Source organism: Streptomyces sp. NPDC002125 (genome assembly GCF_053593715.1).
In genome coordinates this window covers 196,705-218,602 of sequence record NZ_JBSFDD010000002.1, presented here as the reverse complement: position 1 = coordinate 218,602, position 21,898 = coordinate 196,705, and the positions used below count along the sequence as shown (strand labels likewise).

The following is a 21,898-nucleotide window of genomic DNA, read 5'->3' as shown; positions in this document are numbered from 1 at the left end:
CCGGCACCCCCGCCCGCCGGGGCGACACCCCTGCCCGCCAGGCCGGCACCCCCTGCCCGCCAGGCCCGTCACCGGCCCGCGAACACGTCCCGCAACGCGTCGTCGAGCGTTGCGGCGGCCTCGGCGGTGTCGGGCCTCCCGGCGGCCAGCAGTCCGTGCACCCGGGACTGGAGCAGCTGCGTGAACGCGCCGTAGTACGGGGTGCGCGGTCGCTGCACGGCCTCGCCCAGCACCGCGCCGAGCGTCCGGATGTACGCCTCCCGTGCCGCCGCCCCCTGCTCCTTCGGCGCGCCCTCCCCCGGGGCGCCCGTGCCCGCCGCCTTCGGCGAGTCACCGGCCGGGCGGAGCGCGGCGGCGACGCGGGGCCAGCAGGGGGCCGGGGTGCTCGTGTACGAGGAGGCGCGGGTCGCCGCGAAGCCCGCGTCGAGCAGACAGCTCTCGCTCTTCTCCGACGTCAGGAAGGTGATGAGCGCGCGGGCGTCCGCGGCCCGGGGCGAGTCCGCGGTGACGGCGAGGTTCTGCCCGCCGAGGACGGACTTGCCCGGTAGCCGGTTCACGGAGTACTCGTCCGGCTCCATGAGGTGGCCCAGCGCCTTGTACGCGTACGGCCAGTGGCGCAGGAAGACGGCGCGCCCCTCGGCGAAGTCGGTCAGGGACGCCGTCTCGTCGGAGGTGGACGCGCCGGGCGGCACGCGCCCGTCCTCGACGCGGTCGAAAAGTTCGTCGAGCCCCTTCTTCAGCTCGCCGGCGTCGGAGACGTAGTGACCTTCACCGTCGGTGAGTTCGACACCCACGCTCGCGAACGCCTCGATGGTGTTGACGGTCAGCCCTTCGTAGTCCTTCAGCTGGGTGGTCCAGCCGGCCAGGTCGCCGGGGCGGGCCGGGTTCACCCCGAGGGTCTTGACGGAGGAGTAGAGATGGTCCCAGGTCCACTTGGCGGTGGGCTGCTTGTCCGCCTTCATGTCGGCCTTCGCCATCAGGTCGGGCCGGTAGTAGAGCAGCCCCACGTCGGTGTTGAACGGCCGGGCGTAGGAGCGGCCCTTCCAGACGGTGGTGGCGTGGACCTCCCGGATGAAGTCGATGTCGTCCTCGGACGCGGAGCCGGAGCCGCTGCCTGTGCCTGTGCCTGTGCCTGTGCCGTCGACGGGCATCGGGCTGATCAGCCCCGCCTCGGCGAACTCGGGTATCCAGGTGATGTCGAGGTTCACCACGTCGTAGCGGGCACTGCCCGACTGGAGGGCGCCGAGGAGCTGGCTGCGCTGCTGGTCGGCGCCGCCCGGCAGCTCGACGAGCTTGGCCTGCTTGGCCGGGGAGCCGGCGTGCTGCCTGTTCCACTCCTCGACGAGCTGCTGGCGCACGCTGCCCGAGCCGGTGACGTCGAGCCCGCTGGCCACCACGATGGGCCCCTCGGCCGCCCGGCCCCCGTCGGCCGGCGGAGGCGTGCCCTCGGGCCCCGTACAGGCGGCGGAGGCGAGCGCGAGCAGGCACCCGAGAGCGACGGCCGCTCTCGCCCGGCGGCTGCCCCGTCGGTCCCACCCGGTCATTCCGCGTCCCCCGTACCGGTCTTGGCGACCTCCGCCGCCAGTTCGGCCGCGATGTCGTCGGCCGGGTCCAGGCAGCGCCCGCCGCTCGCCGAAGCGAGCCGGTCGCCGAACCGGCCCTGCGCGCAGGCGCCGTTCCGCAGCGAGACGGTCACGATCCGCACGAGCGGCTCCCCCCGCGCCTCCGCGACCAGCGCGGTCCGCTGGGCCTCGCCGACGTCCTCGAAGTCCTCGCCGTCGGTGACCACGACGAGGAGCCGCGGCTGTTCCTCCTCGTCACGCCCGCTCCGCAGGGTGCCCAGCGCCTCTTGCAGGCTCTTCGCCACGCGGGCGTCGTGGGCGACGGCCTCGGCACCGGCGACGGACCTCTGCGCGGTGGCCCGGGTGTGCGGGCCGAAGAGCACGGCGTCCGTGGCCGCCTCGCCCTTGGGGACGGCCATCAGCCATACGCCGTACGCGTCCCCGGCGCCCAGCGAGCTCATCGAGCGTGCCACGAGGTCCTTGGCGCGTCCCGGGCCGTCCCAGAGCTGCTCGGCCGCCATCGAGGTCGAGTTGTCCAGGAGATACAGCACCTTGCCGGGGCCGAGCGCCTCCCGGTAGTCCTTCAGGGTGTCGCTCAGCGACGCGCTCACGTCCGTGCCCGCCCCGGTCGCCGGGACCTGTTCGCGAACGGCCGACGTGTTGTCCTCGGACCCCAGGACCGAGTCGTCGCCGGGCCGTACGGGGCCGCCCTTGCCGACGCCCCGGAAGCCGTCGTCGGTGAAGCATCTCTGCGCGTCCGGGTCCGTGGCGAGCCAATCGTGGAAGTCGCGGACGGCCGCCTCGCGGGCCTCGGCGTCGCGCTCGGCCCCGTCCCACGTGACGCGGACGAAGGGCAGGTCGAGCATCGGTACGTCGGAGGGGTAGTGCGCGACGCGGTGCGCCAGGGCCTCCGTCGCGCAGGTGGGCCGCCCGGGCCGCCCCGCCGACAGGTTGAACTGCGCCAGTGTCTGCTCCGGTACGAGCACCGCGGCCTGGTCCTCCAAGGTGTTGTGGGTGCCGTCGGCCAGGGCGCACATCAGTTCCCTCGCGGTGGAGGGCATGGGGCGCATCGCCTGCGCCATGCCCCGTTCGAGCGTCGACGCCGGCTGGGTGCCGGAGGCGGCGTAGAGGGCGTCGGTGGCGAGCAGGGCGCCCTCCGTGGCCTCGGGATCGGGGCGCAGGATCTCGACCGCGCCCGGCTGGGCGGCCTCCAGCCCGGAGATGATCGCGCCGAGCGGGTCGTCCGTCTGAAGGGACTGCGCCAGGCTCATGGTGTCGGGCACGCCGAGGACCATCGGCGTGTACGCGACGGAGCCCAGCCGTTCGAGGTCCACGACGCTCTTCCCCGCGTCCGCCGCGGTGTCCGCCGTGCCCGCACCGGCCGTACCCGTGCCGCCGTCGCCCGGCCCCCCGGCCGTCGCCCGTTGCCAGGCGGTCCCGGCGGCCGGTATCCAGATGTCGGGCTGCGCGCCGACGTCCCGCTGGGGTTGTGGGCAGTCGCCGGAGACAGGGCAGGCTTCGGGCTCCTGCCAGAGCGAGGAGGAGCGGAAGGCCGCCACGGCGTCGGCCGCCTTGGCGTCGTACACGTCGATGCCGACCGTCCGGCATCCGTCGCTGTCCCGCTTCGGATAGGCGTCGGCCGCCTTCTGGACGGTGGGCCGCAGATCGGGGTCGGTGAGCACGCGCAGTTGCAGGGGCGAGGCGCAGGCGACGTCGTCCGTGGAGCGCAGGACGTGCCAGAGCCCCGCGCCCGCCAGCACGAGGACGCCCGCCAGGACGAGGACGCTCACACGGCTGCGGAGGCGGCCGGGGGCGGGCAGCAGGCGGCGCGCGAAGGCGGGGAGCACCGGCCTCCTCGTCCACCCCCTCGGCCGCCGCTCCGGGAGCCGGTCCGCGGGCCCCTTCGAGAGCCCCTGCGGGAGTCGTGGCCCCGAGGCCTTCGGCGGGGGCGTGACCGGCGGTGCCGGGGGACGCGGCTCCGCGTCCGTGGCGAGCGCGAGCACCACGTCGTCGCCGTGGCGCAGTTCGTCCGGAATCCAGGGGTGGCCGTCGATGGCCTTCAGCGCCGCCATCTCGTCGCGTATGCCGGCGACGAGCCGGGTGAACGTGACGGGTTCGCTCTCGCTCGTGGTCAGCAGGCGGTGGAGGGCGGCCGTGAACTCCGTACCGGTACGGGGATCGCCGGGCGGGATCTCCACCCCCGGCTCCGCCGCGGTGAGCACGGCGAAATTCTGTCCGGCGGCGGGGCTGAAGGCCCCCAGGGCGTTCCCCGCGAAGCAGCAGTCAAGGATGACGACGACCCAGTCGGCCCTCGCGTTGCGCAGGTCCGGCATGACGTCGTCCCGCCACGAGAGCGTGTCGACGAACGGGTGGCGCCGGTCCCTGGTGACCCGCGAGTCGGTGAACATCAGGTTGAGGTCGCTGCCGTCGGGGCGCACGATGCCGTGCCCGGCGAAGTACACGATCAGCAGCCCGGTCACCTCGTCCCGGGCGGCGTTCAGCGCGGCGCGCACCTGGAGCGGGCCGACGCGTCGCCCACCGCTCCCCCGGGCGCCGGGCTCCGGGCTTCCCTCGCCCTCCGTCACGGGGCCTTCGGCCACGGGGCCGTCCGGGATGACGACGTCCGGGATGACGACGAGGTCCTCCGGGTCGAGCACCCCGGTGCGTACGGCGGTCAGGGCCTCGCGGATGAGACGGAGATTGGTGGCGACGGCCGGGAGGTCGTTACGGGTCCCCGTGTAGCGCTCGACGCCGATGAGCACGGCTCTGTGCCGCTTGGCTCCGTTCTCCCGGCCGCGTGCGTTGTACGGCGGCACGGCCGCTAGTCCTGTCCGGGCTCGTCGCCACCGCGCCTCCGGTTGCCTCCGCCCGGCCCGGGCCCCGTGTCCGGGCCCTGGGGGGTCTCGCCGCCGGTGTCGCGGTCGGTGTCACGGCTCAGGCCGGAGCCCGGCCCGTCGGGCGGCCCGTCGAGGGTGACGCGTGGCGTCTCTTCCGGATCGGCGAACCGGCGCCGGTTGCGGATCCAGGTCTCCACCGACCGCCAGGCGTTCTCGGCCACGGTGCGGGCGAGCTCGACGGAGACGACGAGGATGATGTCCTGGATCAGCTCCCCGGCCATGGCGTCGTTCTGGGTGAGCGAGTCCTTGCGCTCCAGAGCGACTTCGCCCCGCTCCAGGGCGTCCTCCAGGACGGGGGCGTTCCGCAGCCAGGTGCGCAGGGCTTCGAGATCGTCGCGCCGTGTGTGCGTCCCGCTGAGGACGATCCGTAACTCGATGCTCTGCCGCTCCGGTTCGAGCGCGCCAGCCCCCGCCGCGTCCGCCATGCCCTGCCCCCATCGGCCCCGTTGCCGTCGCCCCGATCGGGACGCCCCGCTGAACTCAGAATTATTTCACGACAGTTGACACGGTGCACCCCTTTGTCACGGAACAAAGCTCGTCACGTACGCACCGCACCGATTACTTCGTCGCCCTCCCGCAGTCATCAACACCGACAACCTCACGCTCACCACCACGCCGACGAACGGACAGGACACGGACATGACCGCAGCTGTGAAGGGCCCCGCGAGCTACTTCCCCTCGATCGAGCAGAAGTACGGCCGTCCGATCGCGGAGTGGAAGGACCTCATCCGCTCCTCGCCCCTGACCAGGCACATGGAGCTCGTCGCCTGGCTGAAGACCGAGCACGGCCTGGGTCACGGCCACGCCAACGCCCTGGTCGCGCATACGCTCGCCGAGGGTGCGTAGGACGCTCCCGCCGCCGGGGCTCACCCGTCCTCGGGGATGCTCTCGTCTCCGGACGGGGCCTCCTCGGGGATCGTCTGCTCCGACCAGACGGTCTTGCCCTCGGCGGCGTAACGGGTGCCCCAGAGCGAGGCGAGCTGGGAGATGATGAACAGCCCTCGCCCGCCCTCGTCGACCGCCCCGGCGTACTTCATGTACGGGGCGGTGGTGCTGCCGTCCCGGATCTCGCAGGTCAGCCCCCGGTCGAGGATGAGGCGCAGCTCGACCGGGGGACTGCCGTAGCGCACGGCGTTGGTCACGAGTTCGCTGACGATCAGTTCGGTCGCGTCACCGGTGTCACCGTCGAGGTGCCAGTCGGCCAGCGTCTTGGACGTGAGGCGGCGCGCGGTCGCCGGGGCGGTCTTGTCGTGGGGCAGCTCCCACGCGGCGTACCGGTCCCGGGGCATCGCGCGGGTCCTGGCCACGAGCAGGGTGGCTCCCCACAGGCCGGTGTCGTCGGGCAGCGCGTAGGCCACCGCGTCGCACAGGTCCCGCAGTGGCCGGCCCGGCGAGGAGAGCGCCTCGCTCAGCACGCCCGACGCCGGATCCGCGTAGCCGCGCAGCGCGTTGCTGTGGAGCGCGATCAGGCTGCCCTCCCTGAGCGGGAAGGTGGCCGCGGCGACGGGCTCCCGGTCCACCGTGCCCAGGGACGGCCCCTGGGGCACATCGGCCACGGACGCGGTGCCGTCCGGGGCGATGACGAGCGGTGGGGGGTGGCCTGCGGAGGCCACGGTGCAGGTCTCGGTGAACGGATCGTAGATGGCGTACGCGCAGGTCGCGGCCAGTTTCTCATGGTGCAGCGGGTCGCTCGGCGGCAGCTCGGCGCGTTCCTGCGCGAGCCGCGCCGCGGTGTCGTAGAGCCGTGCGAGCAGTTCGTCCGGTTCCAGGTCCAGCGCGGCCAGGGCGTGGACGACCGTACGCAACTGGCCCATGGTGGTGGCCGCGTGGATGCCGCGCTCATCGACCTCCCCGATGACGAGGGCCGTGCGCGCCCCGGAGAGGGCGATCGTGTCGAACCAGCTGCCCGAGCCGCCGGGGAGCAGCAGATGGTCCGTCTCGACGGCGGGCTGGATCGCCGGGCGCTGGGGCAGCAGCCTGCGCTGGAGCGTGCTGGCGAGCGCGTACTCGTGGATGTAGCGGCGGGCGTTGTCGATACCGAGGGCGGTCCTGGACGCGATCGCGGCGGCCACCGGGACATCCTCCTCGGTGAAGGGTTCGGAGTCTCCGCACCGGTAGAGGCTGATCAGGCCGAGAGCCGCTCCGCGGAGCGTCAGCGGGGCCAGCAGGAGCGTGTGGGCGCGGTCGCCGCGCATGGCGCGCACCCGCAGGGGGTCGGCCTCCCCCCAGGTGACGTCATCCACCGGGACGACGCGCACCCGCAGGTCGGAGAGGGCCCGCTGGAACGGGGTCCCGGGCGGCACCGCCCGTACATCCGCGAGCGGGTACGCCGGCTCGTCGAGGCCCGCGTACGCGGCACGCCGCAGCGGCACGTCCCGGCCGAGCGGCCCGGGCTCCGGGGGCTCCCCGCGCAGTACGGCGTCCACGATCTCGACGACACCGATGTCCGCGTACCTCGGGACCAGCGCGTCCACCAGGTCCCGGCAGGTGGCCTCGACGTCCAGGGTCCGGCCCACACTGTCGCGTACGGCGGTGAGCGCCTGGTCCCGGATCTGGCGCCGCATGCGGTCGGTGACGTCCGCGACGGTCACGGAGACGCCCAGGACCCTGCCGCGGGCGCCCTGCCGTGTCCCGTGGCGCTCCTGGAGCCGGAACGCCGTCACGGACAGGGCGCGCCGGCCGCCGGGCGCGCCCTCGGCACCGGCCAGGAACGTACGCCCGACGCCGGGCACACCGGTGCGCAGGACCTCTTGGACGTAGGCCTCCACCCGCTCCGGCTCCTCGAAGAGGCACACCTCGCGGAAGGGCCGTCCGCGCAGCCGCTTCGTCTCGTCCGAGTCCGGGTCGGCGGAGGGTTCGCTGATCCGCAGGAGACGGAGCTCCGGGTCGAGCACGTGGACGCGTACGTGTCCCTGCGTGAACATCACGTCGAGCAGCGCCGCTCCCAGGACGTCGACCTCGCCACCGGCCCCGTCGCCCCCGTCGGCCGCCCAGATGCCCCAGCCCCCGCCGTCGACCGGCTGCAGCCGGAACCCCTCGGCCGGGCCACGGCCCTCGGGGTCCTTGCCGCCTTCACCGCCCCTGCCGTCCGCGGCGTCCTCGCCGTCGCCGCCGCCCTCGGGGTCCTTGCCGCCCTCAGCGTCCCAGCCGTCGCCGCCACCCTCGCCGCCGCCCTCGCCGCCGCTGTCACTGCCGCGCAGGCTGTCGCGTGCCAGTACGTCCATGACGTGCAGGCCCAGAGCGTCGGCGGTGGCTACCCCGAAGCGCTTCTCGGCATCCCGGCTCCACCCGGTGACCACGCCGACGGCGTCCACGACCATCAGGGGCGCATCACCCATGAACCCAGCTCCTTCGGCCCCCTCACGGGGGCCCGGGGACCGAACCTCCGTACACGTCGACACGTACCCGATCAGCATCGGCCCCCAGCCCTCCGCCCGCTACCGGAGCGGAGGGCGGGAGCCGGGTGTCCGGGCGCGGCGATCCGTGTCGCGCGGCACGGAGGGATGGCCGGGCATGGCGTTCCGTGTCACGCCCGGGCACGGACGGCCGGAAGCCGGGCCCGTCATGCCCGGACGCGGGCACGCGGTCAGTCCTGGTCGGCGACTCCCTCGTGCCCGCTCCGCAGGGAACGCAGGTCGTGAATCCGGCCGGCGGCCGACAACAGATCCTTCAGCTGCTGGTAGGAGCCGTCCGGCAGCAACCCGCCCGCGGTGTCCAGCAGCACGTCCGCCCGCTGGTCCTGGGCACTGTCCCGCAGGGCCACCACCAGGTCGGCGATGTCCTGGGGCGGACGCCTCAGTGCCTGACCCAGGTAGCCGAGGGCGTGCTGATGCAAGCTGTCGGCGTCGCACGCCATCACCCCGACCGTGCTCACCGCCGCCCGCCGGGCCACCAGCCCGTTCGCGAGCGCTGCCGCCTCACGGGCGTGGAGCGCGTGGACGACTCCGGCGAAGGCGGCGAAGCCCAGGGACCCCACGACGGCCGAGCGCAGTTCGGACGCGGTGCTCCGCCGGTACGCGGCGGAGAGCAGGGCGCGCATACCGGGGCCGTCGGTGCCGGCCCTCTCGCCCGCCGCATCCGCGCCGGCCCGTTCGTCCAGCACCATGAGGAACTCGGCGACACGCGCCACCGGCCAGCCCCGGACGACACTGTCGAGCGCCGCCTCGGCGTCGTCGTCATGTCCCCGGGCCCGCAGATGGCCGATGAACTCCTCGGCTCCGTCCCGGGGGCCGAGCTCGAACACCGCGTCCAGGGCCCATTCCCTCCGCTCGGCCGGATCAGCGATACGAGCCACCTCGTCGGCCGCGTACCGCGCCGCTTCCAGCACCGAGGCGGAGTCTCCGGACGCGGCCGCCCTGCGCTCCAGCGCCGCCAGCTGCCGCTTCAGCCGGCCGATCTGCCGCTGCGCCTCGCGCAGCTCGTCCTCCAGCTCGCTGATGCGCTGCCTCAGCACGGCCGGCTCGTCGTCGGAGTCCGCGTCGGCTTCGGCTTCGGCGGACTGGCGGCGCAGGAGATCGTCGCGTTCCTGCCGCAGGTCCTCCACCAGCGTCACGTACCGCTGGATCTCGGCCCGCAGGCGGCCGGTCTCGTGGACGGTCGGGGTGATCATCTGCTCGGCTGCGGAGAACTCCACCTCCAGCTGTCCCAGAAGCTCGTCGTCCACGCTCCCGCGCATGTCCACGGCGACGGCGACCAACTCGTCGAAGCTCTTCCGCGGCCACCACTTGGCGGACGTGACGTAGTGGCTGAGGCTGGTCGGACTGCATCGCAGCCTACGGGCGACGTCGGCGCGGTTCAGATCCCCCAGGAGCTCGAAGACACGGCACTTGAGCTGATAGACCCGTTCCTTCCCCTTACCGAACTTCACCTTCTCCGGCCTGGCGAGAGGCCGCCCGAGCCGACGCCCGCCGTCCGGCCAGTCGGGGCCATCCGGACCGTCGGGGCCATCCCGCCCGCTGGGGCCGCCAGGACCCTTCGGACCGCCCGGCACCCCTGACACCTCGGGTCCCTCCGGCCCCTCTGGTCCTGGGGGATCGGGAGGACCTACCGGCTCCCCCGGCGCCCCCGGACACGGCTCGAAGTCGACCAGGAGGCCGTCCAACGGGTCGAGCTCCGAGGGCTCGTACGGCACCGAGGGCCGCTCCGGCGGAGGTAGATCCGGCGGCCCCGCTCCCGGACCACCCATCGGCGTCCCCATGCCCGTCCTCCCCCTCTGCCTTTGTTGCTACTTGGGGAGCACCAACTCCCGCTCCCCGTTGCCCCATTGGGCATCAAATACGGGGCTGGTGTCATCAAGGGGTCAGAGCACGGCACGCCCCACCCCACACTCCTCGGAGGCACTGATGGCTACCCCGAAGGCAACACGGCTACGCTCCCGACTGGCCCGAACCGCACTGTTCGCACTGGTCAGGGGTTCGGCGTACGCGGCAGGCAGCGCACTGGCCGGCGCGGGAGTGTGGTGGCTGCAACAGCTGTTCTGACGCCTCGCGAACCGTCGGCGCTGTCGGCGGTTCCGCATAGCCTGCGCCCATGAACACGACAGCCGACGCCGACCGCACCTTCCCCGCAGCACTGACGGACGTGGCGAAGGTGGACTTCTACTACGGTCACGACGAGACGGGCGAGGACGCGGACGAGGGGAACTACCGCGTCGACTTCGAGCCGTACACGGATTTCACGTCCCGCGAGTCGACCGCAGCCCTGTTCCGGAGCTGGACGGGCAACAAGGAGGCGGACGGCGCCGCCTACCTCCCCTTCGGCCAGGACGGCACGGGCGGCCAGGCCATGATCTGGCACACCCGCCCCGACTGCCCCCTCGCCGACCAGCCGATCGTCTTCCTCGGCTCGGAGGGCGAGTGCGGCGTGGTGGCGGGCAACCTCTCCGACTTCCTCTGGGTCCTGGCCGACGGCTTCGGCCCGATGGAGGCGGCACTGGACGACGAGGACCTCACCTCCGCCCCCGACGAGACCCTGACCCGCCTCGCAGAACACCACGCGACGACCCCGCGCCGGACGGCGAGGGAGATCGTCACGGAGACCCGGGCGGAGTTCCCCACGTTCAAGGAGGACATCTGGGGGCTGTGCCGGTGAGTCCGGCGGCCATCACTCCGGGAGAGCGGCGCGTTCGTGTGAGAAGCATGCCTTCTTCACGCGTGCTCCAGAGGAAGGGGATCTAGCTCGTTGGCTACGGTGTAAGAGTGACGCCTTCCAGTCCTAGCGACCCTGCAGCGACGCCGCCGACCCCCGCCCGCTCGCGCAATATGGCTGCGATCAAGCGCCGGGACACCAAGCCAGAGCGTGCGATCCGGTCCTTGCTCCACGCCGCAGGGAAGCGCTACCGCGTCGATGTCCGCCTGCAACTGGAGAACGCGTGCCCCCGGCCGGACATCGTCTTCACACGAGCGCGAGTCGCCGTTTTCGTAGATGGCTGTTTCTGGCACTGCTGCCCCGACCATGGTCGGCAACCCAGCGTCAACGACGGTTACTGGGGGCCGAAGCTGCAGCGCAATGTCGTTCGCGATCGTGCTGCCGACGAGGCTCTCAGAGCGGCGGGCTGGACCGTTGTCCGCGTGTGGGAACACGAAGCACCTGGGAAGGCTGCAGAACGAATCATCACAGTTCTCGACACCGCCATATTTACCGGGGAGCACTAACCTCCCTTCAGATTCAGGACCTGCCGCTCCTCCTCCAAGAGGTGAACATCCGGGCCCTACCGGCCCACAATTCGATAGGGCGGGCGGATTGGTCAGCTAATCTTAGAGCGATGCTGGTTGAAAAGGTCGTGACGCTGGTGGTCATCCTGCCCCACAAACGCCTTGAACTCGCCAATACTATAGGCAGGAACCCCAGTGGAGCGCGTCACCGTAGTGATCTCGAAATCACGCTTCAAATGATTGAGGTGGCGCTCGACGCCCGGCTGATCCATGGCATTTCCCAGCGCGTTTAGCTTGGCCATGATTTGCTCAACCGTCAGAGCCCTCGCGCTACTGCGAAGTAGCTTGTATACGGGGTCAGTAACGACATCGGCGGTCTCGACAAGATCACGGGGCGTTCCGACCTTATTCAACGCGTTCTTGATCGAGACGCCAAGCGCCTTGGCGACAGGCGGCGGGAAGGCGTTGCCAATCTGGCGGTACACACTGGTCTTGCGGCCGTGGAACCTCCAGCGGAAGTCAGACTCCCCGCCGTCACCTGCGCCGCCCGCGTCTTGCCACCCCTGGATACGGGCAACCATGGCCGTGGTCAGCTTCGGGCGCGGCGCCCCCTCGATCACAGGCGGCCCTGCAGGCAGCGGGGCATCGTCGGCGACACCCATCGCGTCGACCCCCTTCTCTGCCCAGGCACGCTTGGCACGCGTGGGCCCAAGATCGGCACCCCCATGCTTCTTGGACCCGCCGACGATGGTGGGGGCGATTCCAGTGGCCGCATCGGCCCATTCTTGAGCCCCTTCCCAACCATTCGCCCCCATAAGGTCCACCAAGAGCTCTCCTACTGACTTAGCGCTGCCTGGACGTCGCTCCGGCCACTCGAAGTACGGGGCGAACTCCCGCTGGAGAGCAACAAGGACAAAGCGTGGCCGCAATTGAGACACGCCAAAGTCATCCGCCTGGAGAAGCTGCCACTCCGCGATGTACCCGTGCTCCTTGAGCCTGTCGAGGACGTGCTGTCGGTAACCAGCAAAACGGTTAGCACTCAGCCCGCGCACATTCTCCAAAAGCAGCGCCTTCGGCTGCACCTTTCCGCAGAGCTCAATGGCCCACGCAAACAAGTCACGCTCATCGCTGGAGCCCAGCTGCTTCCCCGCAATACTGAAGGGCGGGCAAGGAACGCCTCCCGCGAGGAGGTCGAGGTTCGCCGCGTCAATGGCCGGGTTCCAGATGTTCGGATCTGCAACATCGCCAACCTTGACGGAATTATCAGCCTCTTCCTCGGTGTACCCAAGGAACTCCACGAGATTGCGGCGCAGGGTCTCGGCCGCGTGCGAATCCAGCTCAACGGCCAGCCGGTGACGAAACCCCGCCCGTTCCAACCCGAGCGACTGACCGCCCGCGCCTGCGCAGATCTCGACGACCTCAAGCGGCTTTCCTGGCTCGATGGCCGACATAGCGATCTCCCTCCAGGCACGCCAGGCAATCCAGCGTGGAAGCGACGGAGCATCTGCATCCGCCTTAGTGAACAAACAGGCGCCCGGCAGCCAGGCACCGCGACAGCACCAGAGACGCAGGTGAGGGCGCGGCACCGGCCGTTGACAACTGCGAGCCGGACAAGGGTGGCAGTTTACGTGGCGCGCCCCGCCAAGGCCCTCACCGAGGGCCGTCACCCCTGGCGCCTCCGTGTGATCAGGCGCCCAGCGCCTGGCGGACTTCACCTCTAGCGTCCTCAGGCAGGCGCCGGTAAGCGTTCCAAGCCCGCTCAAGGGGTGTAGAGCCCCGGCGACCTCGCTCCACCCAGCGCGCGAGCCTCCGCCGGTCGGCCGCATCCAGGTTCTCGATCTCCGCGACGACCTCGTCGGCATGGGAGCTTTGCCCGTCGAAACCCGCACGACAACGCTTACATTCCGTAACCATGAGCACATCCTCCCGACCATCAGGGAAGACGGTGTTTCGCCGAGTGACCGACAGCACTCCAGTCTGGTTGGAGTCATCGAGGTACGGTTCCGCCCCGCCGATACCACACACGGTGCACATGTAGCCATCACGAGCGAGCACGGCCTGCACCTGCTTGGCGCTGGCCGCCTTCTGTGACGTGGCGGCCCGACGGGAAGCCGGGTCCCACACCGGCACCCCTGCCTTCACGAAGCGTTGGTCTTCAGCCATCAGCGTGGCGTCTTCCGTGTTTGTGTGGATGACCCATCCGAAGGCACGGAGGTCGCGGATGCGCCGGTCAGCCTGCGATACATGGGGGAATGCATCGCGGAGCCGCTCCTTGGTGAAGGTCTCACCCTCGCCGATCTCCTGAACGAGCCACAGCGCACCCCTGATCATGGTTCCGAACTTCAACTCTGGGTCATTCCACGCGGGAAGGGTCACCTCTGCTCCGTTCTCCTGACACTCAGAGGCCCAAGTTTGGCTGATCAGCAGCCTGATTGTCAGCGACTCCTGTCATCATTCCAGGGGAGCGAGTGCGACCCCGTTACCGAGGAGGTTTTGGCAGTGGCTGTGAAATTCGGTGTCCCGCCCGAGGGCGAGCGGATCCGGTCCATGGTCGAGGAGCGACTCAGGCAGGCCATGGCCGATAACGGCGCCAAGATCACAGTCGACTGGCGTGGAGAGCAGAAGCACCTGAGCGTGATCTCCATGCCTGTAGACCTCCTCTACTTCAACCCGGACACCCATCGCATCCGCGCGCAGCGAATGCTTGATCCCGACCGCAACCGGATCCTGGAGGAGCAGCCATGGAGCGAAGCCGCGCAGGACTATCTCAGCCACCTGCTCAGCCGTAGCCCGTCAAACCCGAACCAAACTGACCCTGACTTCATCGCCCTTCAGGACGAACTTGATGATTTCGGGCAAAAAGAGCCTGGCATCGTGAGCCCCGACGGCATCCTTGTCGACGGAAACACTCGCTGTGCTGCCCTTCGCAAGCTCGGTATCAAGGACATCCGTGTGGGCGTGCTCCCGGCGGACACCTCCCGGCGGGACATCAACAGCGTTGAGCTCGCGCTCCAGCTACGGCGGGACAAGCGTCGTGAGTACTCATACATCAATCGCCTCATCGCGATCGAGGAGGAGCTGGCCAACGGGCGCCGCGTGGAAGACGTGGCACGGGACTTCAACATAAAGACGACGACGCTCCATCAAGACCGCTGGGTCTATCAGCTGGTCAACGACGCAATCGGGCGCAGCAAGAACGCGGCCAGCAACATCGGGCTGCGACTGGTGGACTTCGAGGATCACCAAGAGAAGCTTCGTGAGCTGCAACGCGACTACACGAAGCTGGCAAAGACGGATCCCGACGCCGCGGAGCAGCTGAAGGAGTCTCGGCTCGCGATGGTGGTGCTGAACTACCCGAAGACCTCGGTCCGGCTCGCTGAGGCCGACTTCCACACCCGCTACCTCGACGAACGGCTTCCGGACGGTCTACGTCCAGACACGCAGGAGTCCTCCACTGTTGCTATCCCAGGGCTGCCGGGCGTCGCTGTCCCGGACGCTACGGCCGCAGTCAAGACCACCCGTGCTCTCACCGACATCTTGCTGCAAGCCAAGGCGGCGACTCTCGCTGGCGACAAGCTCACTCCCGCAGAGGTCGCGCAGGCGGATGCCAAGATCAAGTCGGCGCGGAACACGTTCGACGTAGCAGTGAAGATGGCCGGCCAGAACGCACAACTTCAGAAGCGAAAGATCGCAGTTCCCGAACGCCTGACGGATGCTGCTGACTACGTGAACCAGTGTGCGGTGGAGTTCGCCGAGGCGAAGATGAAGCGTGCGCTGGACGAAGATGCCTTCGATGACGCTCTCCTCACGCTCCGGGCAAGCCTCGCGCGCCTCTCCAAGCAAGCGGCCCGCACCTTCAGTACGCCGGGTGATGGCGTCGAGTGGCTTCTCAACGCCACGCGGGAGGGCCGATGACGGCTGCACCGAGCCTAGAGGTCGGTTTCGGGGACAGTGTGACGAAAGCAAGGTTGCGGGCCGGCGCGGGACATGAGGCGAATCTGCGTCGTCTCGCCCTGCGCTTCCGAAGCGGCGTCCAGCGCTCCCCTGGGAGCGTAGACGTCGATATTGACGATCTACTCACCAACCTCGTCGCCCTGACAACGTGGCCCGAGCCATCAAGCGTCTCTTGGGACGGCCAGCTGGCAGCCCTCGCAACTGACTCCGCCGTTGATGCGCAAACGGTGGCCGACCGACTGGACCCAGCGTCTGCCGGGACGCGGGAAGTGCGGGAAGAGGAGGTGGACGGACTTCTCGGCCCCGGATGGACAGCCAATCTCACGGCATTCCAGCGCCGGGATATTGCCAAACTGCTCTCCCTGCGCCACGGCGCAAACTTCTCTGTGCCCGGCGCGGGAAAGACACGAGTCGGGCTCGCGGTGTTTCAGGCGCTGCGCCACACGAAGGGCATCGAACGGCTGCTGATCGTCGGCCCCAAGTCGTGTTATGAGTCTTGGCAGTACGAGCATGAGCAATGTCTTGATGAGCCGCTCCGGATGGAGATCCTGTCCCGAAACGTCGACCCGGCAGCCGACGTACTCATGGTGAACTATGAGCGCCTCAGCGCCTCGGTCGATGAACTCGGGCAATGGCTCACAGCCCGCCCCTCCATGATTCTTCTGGATGAGGCCCACCGAATGAAGCTTGGTGCCGAGGGGACGTACGGAACGGCTTGCCTCGCACTTGGGCCACGCGCGCGCCATCGGTTGATCTTGACCGGAACCCCAGCACCGAACGGCGTCAAAGACATCGAGAATCTCTTCGGCTTTGTGTGGCCCGGACACGGTCGACAGAAGGTGACGCAGGCCGTCGCGGGCGGCGACTTGGCTAAGGCGAGCCAGGTCTTGCGCCCCCTGTTCACTCGTACAACCAAGGGCGAGCTGGGCCTGCCGCCAGTGAAGACGACCCTCCGGACCCTGCCGATGCCTCCACTGCACCAAGAGGTGTACGAAGCCCTGATTGGCCGCTTCTCCGACCGGGCAGCGGGGGCAGAAGCCGATTTCCAAGCCCTTGGCAAGATCATCGTCTATATGTTGATGGCAGCCACGAGCCCCGCCCTGCTAGCGGTCGGCACGACTCGCTACGAACCGCTGACATACCAGGTCCCGCCCTTGACTGTTCCCACTGGGAGCCCACTCTTCGCACTTATGCGGGATCTGCCGAGTTACGAGATGTCGCCGAAATACCGCGAAGTCTTGGCCATCGTCGCTGAGAACGCGACTAAGGGCCGGAAAACACTTGTGTGGTCTACCTTCATCCGCAGCCTGAACACCCTGGAAAGGATCCTTGGGGAGTTCCGCCCCGCGATGGTCCATGGGGGCACGCAGGAACGAGAAGCGGAGATCGAGCGTTTCCGGAAGGACCCAGATTGCATGGTGCTGCTATCCAATCCGGCAACGCTCGGGGAAGGCATCAGCTTGCACCATGACTGCCACGACGCGGTGTACGTCGATCGCGATTTCGCTGCGGGGCGCTTCCTGCAGAGCCTCGACCGAATCCATCGCCTCGGCCTCGCGCCTGACACCGAGACGCGTATCACTGTGCTCGCCTCCGAGGGCAGCATTGACGAGGTTGTGGACCAGCGACTGAGTGACAAGCTCCTCTTTATGGGGCACATTCTTGATGACCCTGCCGTCCGGGAGCTCGCGGACCTTGACGAAGAACCTGCTGTTGGAGGCGGTCTGGACCAGGGCGACCTCCAGGCACTGATGGGTCACCTCCGTGCCCGTTCCTCCTGACCCCGTCCTACGCGCAGCCGTGCGGTGGCTGGAACGGCTGCCGTCCTCCAGCTCCACACGGTGTCGCGCGCTATTTACCAATCACGCCGACTTCAGCGACGTAACGCCCACCCAGTACGAAGCGGCGTACTCGTGGCTGCTCGAAAACAGCCTGCTCGAAGAGCTGGATAGCCGTACCTCGGTGAGCGAACGCGTCTTTCGTGCCGCCATTGAAACCAGCGGGGTCGCGTGGCTGCCTGATGCAGATGTCCTCGTAGGCGGCCCGGACGAGTTGCCGGAGGATGCCCTGCGGGCCGCAGAGGCACTGGGTCTCGCAGAGAGCGACGCATATGAGCAGATAATTGCCGTGTGGGGCAAGGTAGATATTCAGGCTCGGGCTCATATCGGCAACGCCGGAGAGCTGGCACTCGTTAAACTCATCACCGAAGCCACCGCAGCCAGAGTCGAGCATGTTGCTGCCTACTCGGATGGCTTTGGGTACGACATCGCCGTGCACGCCCGGCAGCACCCGCTGCACATCGAGGTGAAGAGCACAGTGCGGCGCGGCCGGGCGACGTTCTATCTGTCCCGGCACGAATACGAGACAATGTGCCGCGACCGGACCTGGCAGCTCGTGACCGTACAACTCGACCGAAGCCTTGACCCCGTCGCGGTCTCATCTATCGCCGCAGAGTGGATTGGCGCTCAAATACCCCACGACAGAGGCGCTTTCGGACGCTGGGAGGCATGCCGTCTCGACGTTCCACCAGGGCAGTTGATACCTGGCATACCCCGTCTAGGCCCGTTGCTCAACGCGGGGGCGCCCACGCTGCTCGCGCCCGGCCACAAGCTGGCGGAGGGCGGGAGCACCGAACGGCATCCGCACTCCCACCCCTGAGACAAGCAGGCTTACACCCGCTGACTTCCGATGTCCGCCAGGAGGAACTCCTCAGGGTCACCAGCCCAGACTAGCGACTCAGCCTCAGGACAGTCGGCCATGGGCAGAGCATCCGAAAAGGCGTCGCGCAATGCGACCCGCCACTGCTCTGCGGTACCGCGAAGCTTGAAGGGGCCGACCTGCAGCGTCACGCCATCCTCATCGACCTTCAACGGTGCAGTCTCGCCAGCAACGGTGACGTCACTGTCAAGGCCGCTGGCAGCAGCGTCCAGCGCGGCATCAAGCTCAGCTGTATCGATCCGTCCGCCCCAATGATGTGCTCCTGTCTGAGCCTCAGCGAGCAGAAGGGTGTGGCTACCCGCAGCGTAGCCGGTGAGCGTAAGAGACCTGCGAGGCCTCTCGGATCGCAAATCCAAGGAATCTCCCGCATCAACGAAGGACGGGCGAAAACGCTCAAGGAGAGCGGCGATCCGCTCAGCAAGAAGAGCACGGCGGGCGACGAGAAATTCACGGAACCCGTCTGCTTCGAGAACTTGAGGATCGGTTGGGACTGCGTGCGCCGCCAGGTCGTAAGACTGCACGTCCCTGATGTAGGCGGCAGGGGAACGGTTTCCGATCATGTTCTTCGCTGTCTGCTGCGAGACGAACACGATGTTTGCCAGTTCGTTGATCTCTGCGGACGAATACCCGTTGCGGTGATTCCGCAACTGCGCCGCTGGATGCAGAGTGCTGTACTGGAGCTTGTCCGTTCCTTCAGCCGTGATGGAGATCGGGCCTCCGGCCCACCAATCCTCCGCTCCCGAGTGGGCTGCCGCCAAGTAGGAAAGCATGATGTACGGACTCTGGATGTTGCGTCCCGACAGATCGCGGGCACTGACGCTGTAGCCCTTCTCGTCCAACCGCAGGTTGGCCAGCAGTGAACGGACTGGGTCCTCGGAGTCAAGGGCGTTCACGTCCTGCGTCAGGGCGCTGTCCGTCGCCCCGCCGTAGCGATTGCTTCCGCTCGCGGCCAGGAACCAATAGAGCAGGCCCTTCTCTACTTCAGCATCCACGCGAGCATCCGCAGGCAGTCGACCATAGAACACGATCAGCGGGTGCAGGGCTGAGACAGAAGGAATGAGAGCGGTGGTCGGGACGAGCAGCTGCTCGCAGAGGAGGGGAACAACGCGCTCAAGTCCGCGACGCACACGCTCCCAGCCTTCCGCAACGGATTCCGGGCCGGCCGTAGTCAGCCGGGAAACCGAGGAAGTCCTCTTCCCCGAGATGGACAGGCTGAGCGTGATCGCCTTGATGAGGAAGTTGACATCGATAGCCCGGTAACCACGCTCAGCCCACCGCGCCGTCTCCTTCTCAAGTTCCCCTAGGAAACCGGGCGAACGGGCCGAAAGCGTGGCCATCGCAAGATCAGTGGTCTTCAGAGGACGGCCCCCACTGTTGACCCTCACGAAGATCTGGGTGACCTCCTCGTAGCTGAAACCGTGAAGGATCTCCATGTGGAAGTCCCGCTGAGAGATCGCCTCAAGGGCCTTGAGTCGGCGCCCGATCTCCGCCCCGTCAATGGACAGTCCAGCCGAACGAAGTTGCGTCTGCAGTGTGAACGAGTCGGCGTGCGGGCCGACCGCATCGTAAACCTTGACCCACTTCGGGCTTCTGAGCGTGGCGTTGCTTTGGTTCTGGAACGCCTCTGTCTCGATGTTGAAGACGATCTGCGCGGTCGGATGATCGGTGAAGACACGGTATAGCGACGTGAGTCGCTGCTGACCGTCAAGTAGATACAGCGGCATTACGCTCGGGAGCCCTTGTCCGGATCCGATCGCTGCCGCCCTGGTTTCGGCTCCCTCATCCGTCTTCCACAGCAAAAGCGTCCCGGCCGGGTACCCGAGGTACATCGACTCCACAAGTTTCGCCACCTGCGACGCTCGCCAGACGTAGCCCCGCTGAATCTCCGGAAGCATGATCTCCCCACCGGCTATCTGGCCGATGAGTGATTTGATGTCCCGGTTCGTGCGTTCAACCGCCATACCTGATGCCCCTGCCCCTGCTGATCTCACCCAGGCCGAACTATGCCTACGTCAGCGCAATCGCGACTGCGCTGATCAATACGGTAGACGAGGCACATGGGTTACTGCCCATGAGCCGCAGAAGTCCACGACTGCTCCGTTGACGTCGCCGGTCTGCACGCGCGCGCGTCGGCTAGTTCGCTGGCGAAGAGCATCCGGTCATGTGGGTAGCCTGCGTCGTCGTCCGCCTTGCGGCCGACGCGATAGGGCTCGGCCTGGTCGGGGCGGGGGGCGGCGAGCAGAGCCCGACCTGTCTGTGCGTCGATCGCAGAGGAGCTCAGCCACAGTCTCCACCAGGGTTCCTCGCTGCTGCTCGGACCAGCCGAAGAACGGCCTGTCAGATGACCGGCGGGCGGCCAAGACGGGCCATGCGCCACACCGTTGCCCAGCGCATCGGCCGCCGCGCTCCGCACGGGCTGCGCACCCCCTCGGTGAACCCTGCCGCCCACGCTCGCAACCCGGACATCGACCGGGTGCGGGCCAGGGTGAGGACGGTCCACACCCCGAGATAGAGCGGGATGAGAGGGGCGGGAAGATGGCGTTTCGCCAGCCAGACTCGGTTGCGGGCGGTCATCCGGTAGTACACCGCGTGCCGTGCCGGGCTGGTCTTCGGGTGCTGCAACAGCAGCGTCGGCTCGTAGTGGACCGTCCACCCGGCGTCGAGCGCACGCCAGGCCAGGTCGGTCTCCTCGTGCGTGAAGAAGAACTCCTCCGGCCACCCGCCGGTCTCCTCCAGCATCCGCATGGACAGCCCGTGTCCGCCGCCGAGGAAGGTGGTGACCTTCCCGCCCCGCATCGGGTTCCCGGCCCGCAGCCGCGGCACATGACGGCGTTGCGTCTGTCCCCGCTCGTCCGCGATCCGAAACGACACGATGCCCAGGCCCGGGTCGGCTTCGTACAGGTCCGCGATCCGTCGGATGACGTCGGTGTCGACCAGCAGTCCGTCGTCATCGAGGTCGACCAGGACGTCCACGTCACCACACTCCCGCAGCCGCTCCCAGGCGACGTTGCGCCCTCCGGACACCCCCTGGTTGGCGGCAAGCTCCACCCCGTCCACCCCGCCGGGCAGCACCGGCAACGAGCCTGCCCCGTTGCCGACCACCACGACGCGCACCGCGCTCTCGTCCTGTTTGGCGACCGATTCCAGCAGTGCCAGCAGCTCAGCGGGCCGGTTGCCCATCGTCAGCACAGCCACACCCACACGCGGACGCGTCACCACACACCCCACCAGCTCGTCGGCCCAGCCCAAGACCGTGATGCTAGCCGCCCGCACCCCGACGAATACGAGACCGTCATGACCACACCGGCTCCCCAGGCCGCGTGACGGAGCTTTTCACCCAACGCTGTATCAGGCACCGACCCAAGCACTTGCATTGCTCTCAGCTCAGCGTTCCAACGTGGTGCCTGGTCCTGCCCAGCCCTCGCGGTTAAGACACGTTGATGTTCTGGTACCGGGTGTTCGGCTCTCCACTGGCGTACGTGCGTGGGGAAGTGAACACGCCGGCCAGGTCGGTGCTGGCGAGCGTGCCTCGGGGAAGGCGAAGACCGTAGTGCTCGCCCATCAGGCGGTAGACGTCACGGATGTCGGGGATGTGCAGGCCCCACTCGTCCGGGTCGTCGGGGAAGTCGGGGTCCGGGTCGGCGGTGCCGAGGGCGATCTCGGCGATCATCCGCTGAGTGAGCGGGTGGTCCGCGCGGATCGACTCGTGCACCTCGCCCTCGTAGTAGCTCCAGTCCAGCTTCCCGTCCACGATGACGTCCGCGGTCGGCGGGTCCATCGTGGTGTCCTGGACGACCAACCACGTGCGTCCGTCCCACAGATGCCTCAAGGGTTCGGGGCGTTGCGCGTAGAAGCCGTCGCCCCCCGCGCGCAAGGCGAACGCCCAGCCGGCGTACTCGCCCAGCCTCGCGTAATCGGGGACGTTGCTGGTCCGGTGCAATGCGGCGTTGAACACATCGGACGACATGACTCCCAGGGCGGGGTCAGCCCCCAGCATCGCCGCGAGTTCGGCGATGCTCGCGCCCTGGACCATCTCCAGGTAGAAGCCCCAGTCGGCGTCGTCCTGTATGCACTCGAACGCGTCATCGCTCATGACGTGCAGTCTGGCAGCCGC

16 protein-coding genes are annotated in these 21,898 nt (G+C 68.4%); 6 read left to right on the top strand and 10 right to left on the bottom strand.

Features of this window, described 5'->3' with window-relative positions; genetic code table 11:
- Positions 1-68 precede the first annotated feature (68 nt).
- From ACWCQM_RS04115 to ACWCQM_RS04105, 3 genes are read right to left on the bottom strand one after another with little or no spacing between them, the layout of a single operon-like run.
- Positions 69-1,544, bottom strand: a complete 1,476-nt coding sequence (locus ACWCQM_RS04115; protein WP_450913794.1) for an extracellular solute-binding protein — start codon at positions 1,542-1,544, stop codon at positions 69-71.
- Complete coding sequence (locus ACWCQM_RS04110) at positions 1,541-4,378, bottom strand: substrate-binding domain-containing protein (protein WP_450913793.1); 2,838 nt, start codon at positions 4,376-4,378, stop codon at positions 1,541-1,543. Before ACWCQM_RS04110 ends, ACWCQM_RS04115 begins: the two co-directional genes overlap by 4 nt.
- Before the next feature lie 5 nt (positions 4,379-4,383).
- Complete coding sequence (locus ACWCQM_RS04105; protein WP_450913792.1) at positions 4,384-4,884, bottom strand: hypothetical protein; 501 nt, start codon at positions 4,882-4,884, stop codon at positions 4,384-4,386.
- Between the two features lie 214 nt (positions 4,885-5,098).
- Between ACWCQM_RS04105 and ACWCQM_RS04100 the strand changes: the two genes are divergently transcribed.
- Positions 5,099-5,305: a DUF4287 domain-containing protein gene (locus tag ACWCQM_RS04100; RefSeq protein WP_450913791.1), complete on the top strand. Its 207-nt coding sequence runs from the start codon at positions 5,099-5,101 to the stop codon at positions 5,303-5,305.
- 20 nt (positions 5,306-5,325) lie between these two features.
- Here the strand turns inward: ACWCQM_RS04100 and ACWCQM_RS04095 are convergent, their stop codons facing one another.
- On the bottom strand, positions 5,326-7,797 hold the full coding sequence (locus ACWCQM_RS04095; RefSeq protein ID WP_450913790.1) for a SpoIIE family protein phosphatase: 2,472 nt from the start codon (positions 7,795-7,797) through the stop codon (positions 5,326-5,328).
- 248 nt (positions 7,798-8,045) lie between these two features.
- A complete protein-coding gene (locus ACWCQM_RS04090) occupies positions 8,046-9,326 on the bottom strand; it encodes a hypothetical protein (RefSeq protein WP_450913789.1) in 1,281 nt (426 codons plus the stop codon).
- 662 nt (positions 9,327-9,988) lie between these two features.
- On the opposite strand from ACWCQM_RS04090, the gene ACWCQM_RS04085 reads away from it, so the two are divergent.
- Both ACWCQM_RS04085 and ACWCQM_RS04080 read left to right on the top strand, forming a co-directional pair.
- Complete coding sequence (locus tag ACWCQM_RS04085; protein ID WP_450913788.1) at positions 9,989-10,549, top strand: SMI1/KNR4 family protein; 561 nt, start codon at positions 9,989-9,991, stop codon at positions 10,547-10,549.
- A gap of 107 nt (positions 10,550-10,656) precedes the next feature.
- Entirely contained in the window at positions 10,657-11,112 is a 456-nt protein-coding gene (locus tag ACWCQM_RS04080; protein WP_450913787.1) for a very short patch repair endonuclease, read from the top strand.
- 92 nt (positions 11,113-11,204) lie between these two features.
- On the opposite strand, the gene ACWCQM_RS04075 is transcribed toward ACWCQM_RS04080, so the two are convergent.
- Together ACWCQM_RS04075 and ACWCQM_RS04070 are read right to left on the bottom strand one after the other, a co-directional pair.
- Entirely contained in the window at positions 11,205-12,563 is a 1,359-nt protein-coding gene (locus tag ACWCQM_RS04075; RefSeq protein WP_450913786.1) for a DNA cytosine methyltransferase, read from the bottom strand.
- A 235-nt stretch (positions 12,564-12,798) separates the two neighbouring features.
- Positions 12,799-13,488: a hypothetical protein gene (locus ACWCQM_RS04070; protein WP_450913785.1), complete on the bottom strand. Its 690-nt coding sequence runs from the start codon at positions 13,486-13,488 to the stop codon at positions 12,799-12,801.
- Between the two features lie 123 nt (positions 13,489-13,611).
- Between ACWCQM_RS04070 and ACWCQM_RS04065 the strand changes: the two genes are divergently transcribed.
- The 3 genes from ACWCQM_RS04065 to ACWCQM_RS04055 are packed head-to-tail and all read left to right on the top strand — an operon-like array spanning position 13,612 to position 17,724.
- On the top strand, positions 13,612-15,027 hold the full coding sequence (locus ACWCQM_RS04065; protein ID WP_450913784.1) for a transcriptional regulator: 1,416 nt from the start codon (positions 13,612-13,614) through the stop codon (positions 15,025-15,027).
- Positions 15,024-16,847 carry a DEAD/DEAH box helicase gene (locus tag ACWCQM_RS04060; RefSeq protein WP_450913783.1) on the top strand — a complete coding sequence of 608 codons (1,824 nt, stop codon included), beginning with the start codon at positions 15,024-15,026 and terminating at the stop codon, positions 16,845-16,847. The genes ACWCQM_RS04065 and ACWCQM_RS04060 overlap by 4 nt, the downstream gene beginning before the upstream one ends.
- A gap of 19 nt (positions 16,848-16,866) precedes the next feature.
- On the top strand, positions 16,867-17,724 hold the full coding sequence (locus tag ACWCQM_RS04055) for a DUF3883 domain-containing protein (RefSeq protein WP_450913782.1): 858 nt from the start codon (positions 16,867-16,869) through the stop codon (positions 17,722-17,724).
- An 11-nt stretch (positions 17,725-17,735) separates the two neighbouring features.
- Here ACWCQM_RS04055 and ACWCQM_RS04050 read toward each other — a convergent pair whose 3' ends face one another.
- The 3 genes from ACWCQM_RS04050 to ACWCQM_RS04040 form a co-directional block, all read right to left on the bottom strand.
- On the bottom strand, positions 17,736-19,745 hold the full coding sequence (locus tag ACWCQM_RS04050) for a GmrSD restriction endonuclease domain-containing protein (RefSeq protein WP_450913781.1): 2,010 nt from the start codon (positions 19,743-19,745) through the stop codon (positions 17,736-17,738).
- A gap of 376 nt (positions 19,746-20,121) precedes the next feature.
- On the bottom strand, positions 20,122-21,000 hold the full coding sequence (locus tag ACWCQM_RS04045; RefSeq protein WP_450914085.1) for a glycosyltransferase family 2 protein: 879 nt from the start codon (positions 20,998-21,000) through the stop codon (positions 20,122-20,124).
- A 211-nt stretch (positions 21,001-21,211) separates the two neighbouring features.
- The gene (locus ACWCQM_RS04040) at positions 21,212-21,877 is read right to left on the bottom strand and encodes a hypothetical protein (protein WP_450913780.1); all 666 of its coding nucleotides are present in this window, start codon (positions 21,875-21,877) and stop codon (positions 21,212-21,214) included.
- Positions 21,878-21,898: the final 21 nt, after the last annotated feature.

What these genes read in the sequence shown, in the direction of transcription:
- ACWCQM_RS04050 (WP_450913781.1), bottom strand. Translation starts at nt 19,745, where the DNA reads ATGGCGGTTGAACGCACGAACCGGGACATCAAATCACTCATCGGCCAG.
- ACWCQM_RS04040 (WP_450913780.1), bottom strand. Translation starts at nt 21,877, where the DNA reads ATGAGCGATGACGCGTTCGAGTGCATACAGGACGACGCCGACTGGGGC.
- ACWCQM_RS04075 (WP_450913786.1), bottom strand. Translation starts at nt 12,563, where the DNA reads ATGTCGGCCATCGAGCCAGGAAAGCCGCTTGAGGTCGTCGAGATCTGC.
- ACWCQM_RS04115 (WP_450913794.1), bottom strand. Translation starts at nt 1,544, where the DNA reads ATGACCGGGTGGGACCGACGGGGCAGCCGCCGGGCGAGAGCGGCCGTC.
- ACWCQM_RS04085 (WP_450913788.1), top strand. Translation starts at nt 9,989, where the DNA reads ATGAACACGACAGCCGACGCCGACCGCACCTTCCCCGCAGCACTGACG.
- ACWCQM_RS04100 (WP_450913791.1), top strand. Translation starts at nt 5,099, where the DNA reads ATGACCGCAGCTGTGAAGGGCCCCGCGAGCTACTTCCCCTCGATCGAG.
- ACWCQM_RS04105 (WP_450913792.1), bottom strand. Translation starts at nt 4,884, where the DNA reads ATGGCGGACGCGGCGGGGGCTGGCGCGCTCGAACCGGAGCGGCAGAGC.
- ACWCQM_RS04060 (WP_450913783.1), top strand. Translation starts at nt 15,024, where the DNA reads ATGACGGCTGCACCGAGCCTAGAGGTCGGTTTCGGGGACAGTGTGACG.
- ACWCQM_RS04095 (WP_450913790.1), bottom strand. Translation starts at nt 7,797, where the DNA reads ATGGGTGATGCGCCCCTGATGGTCGTGGACGCCGTCGGCGTGGTCACC.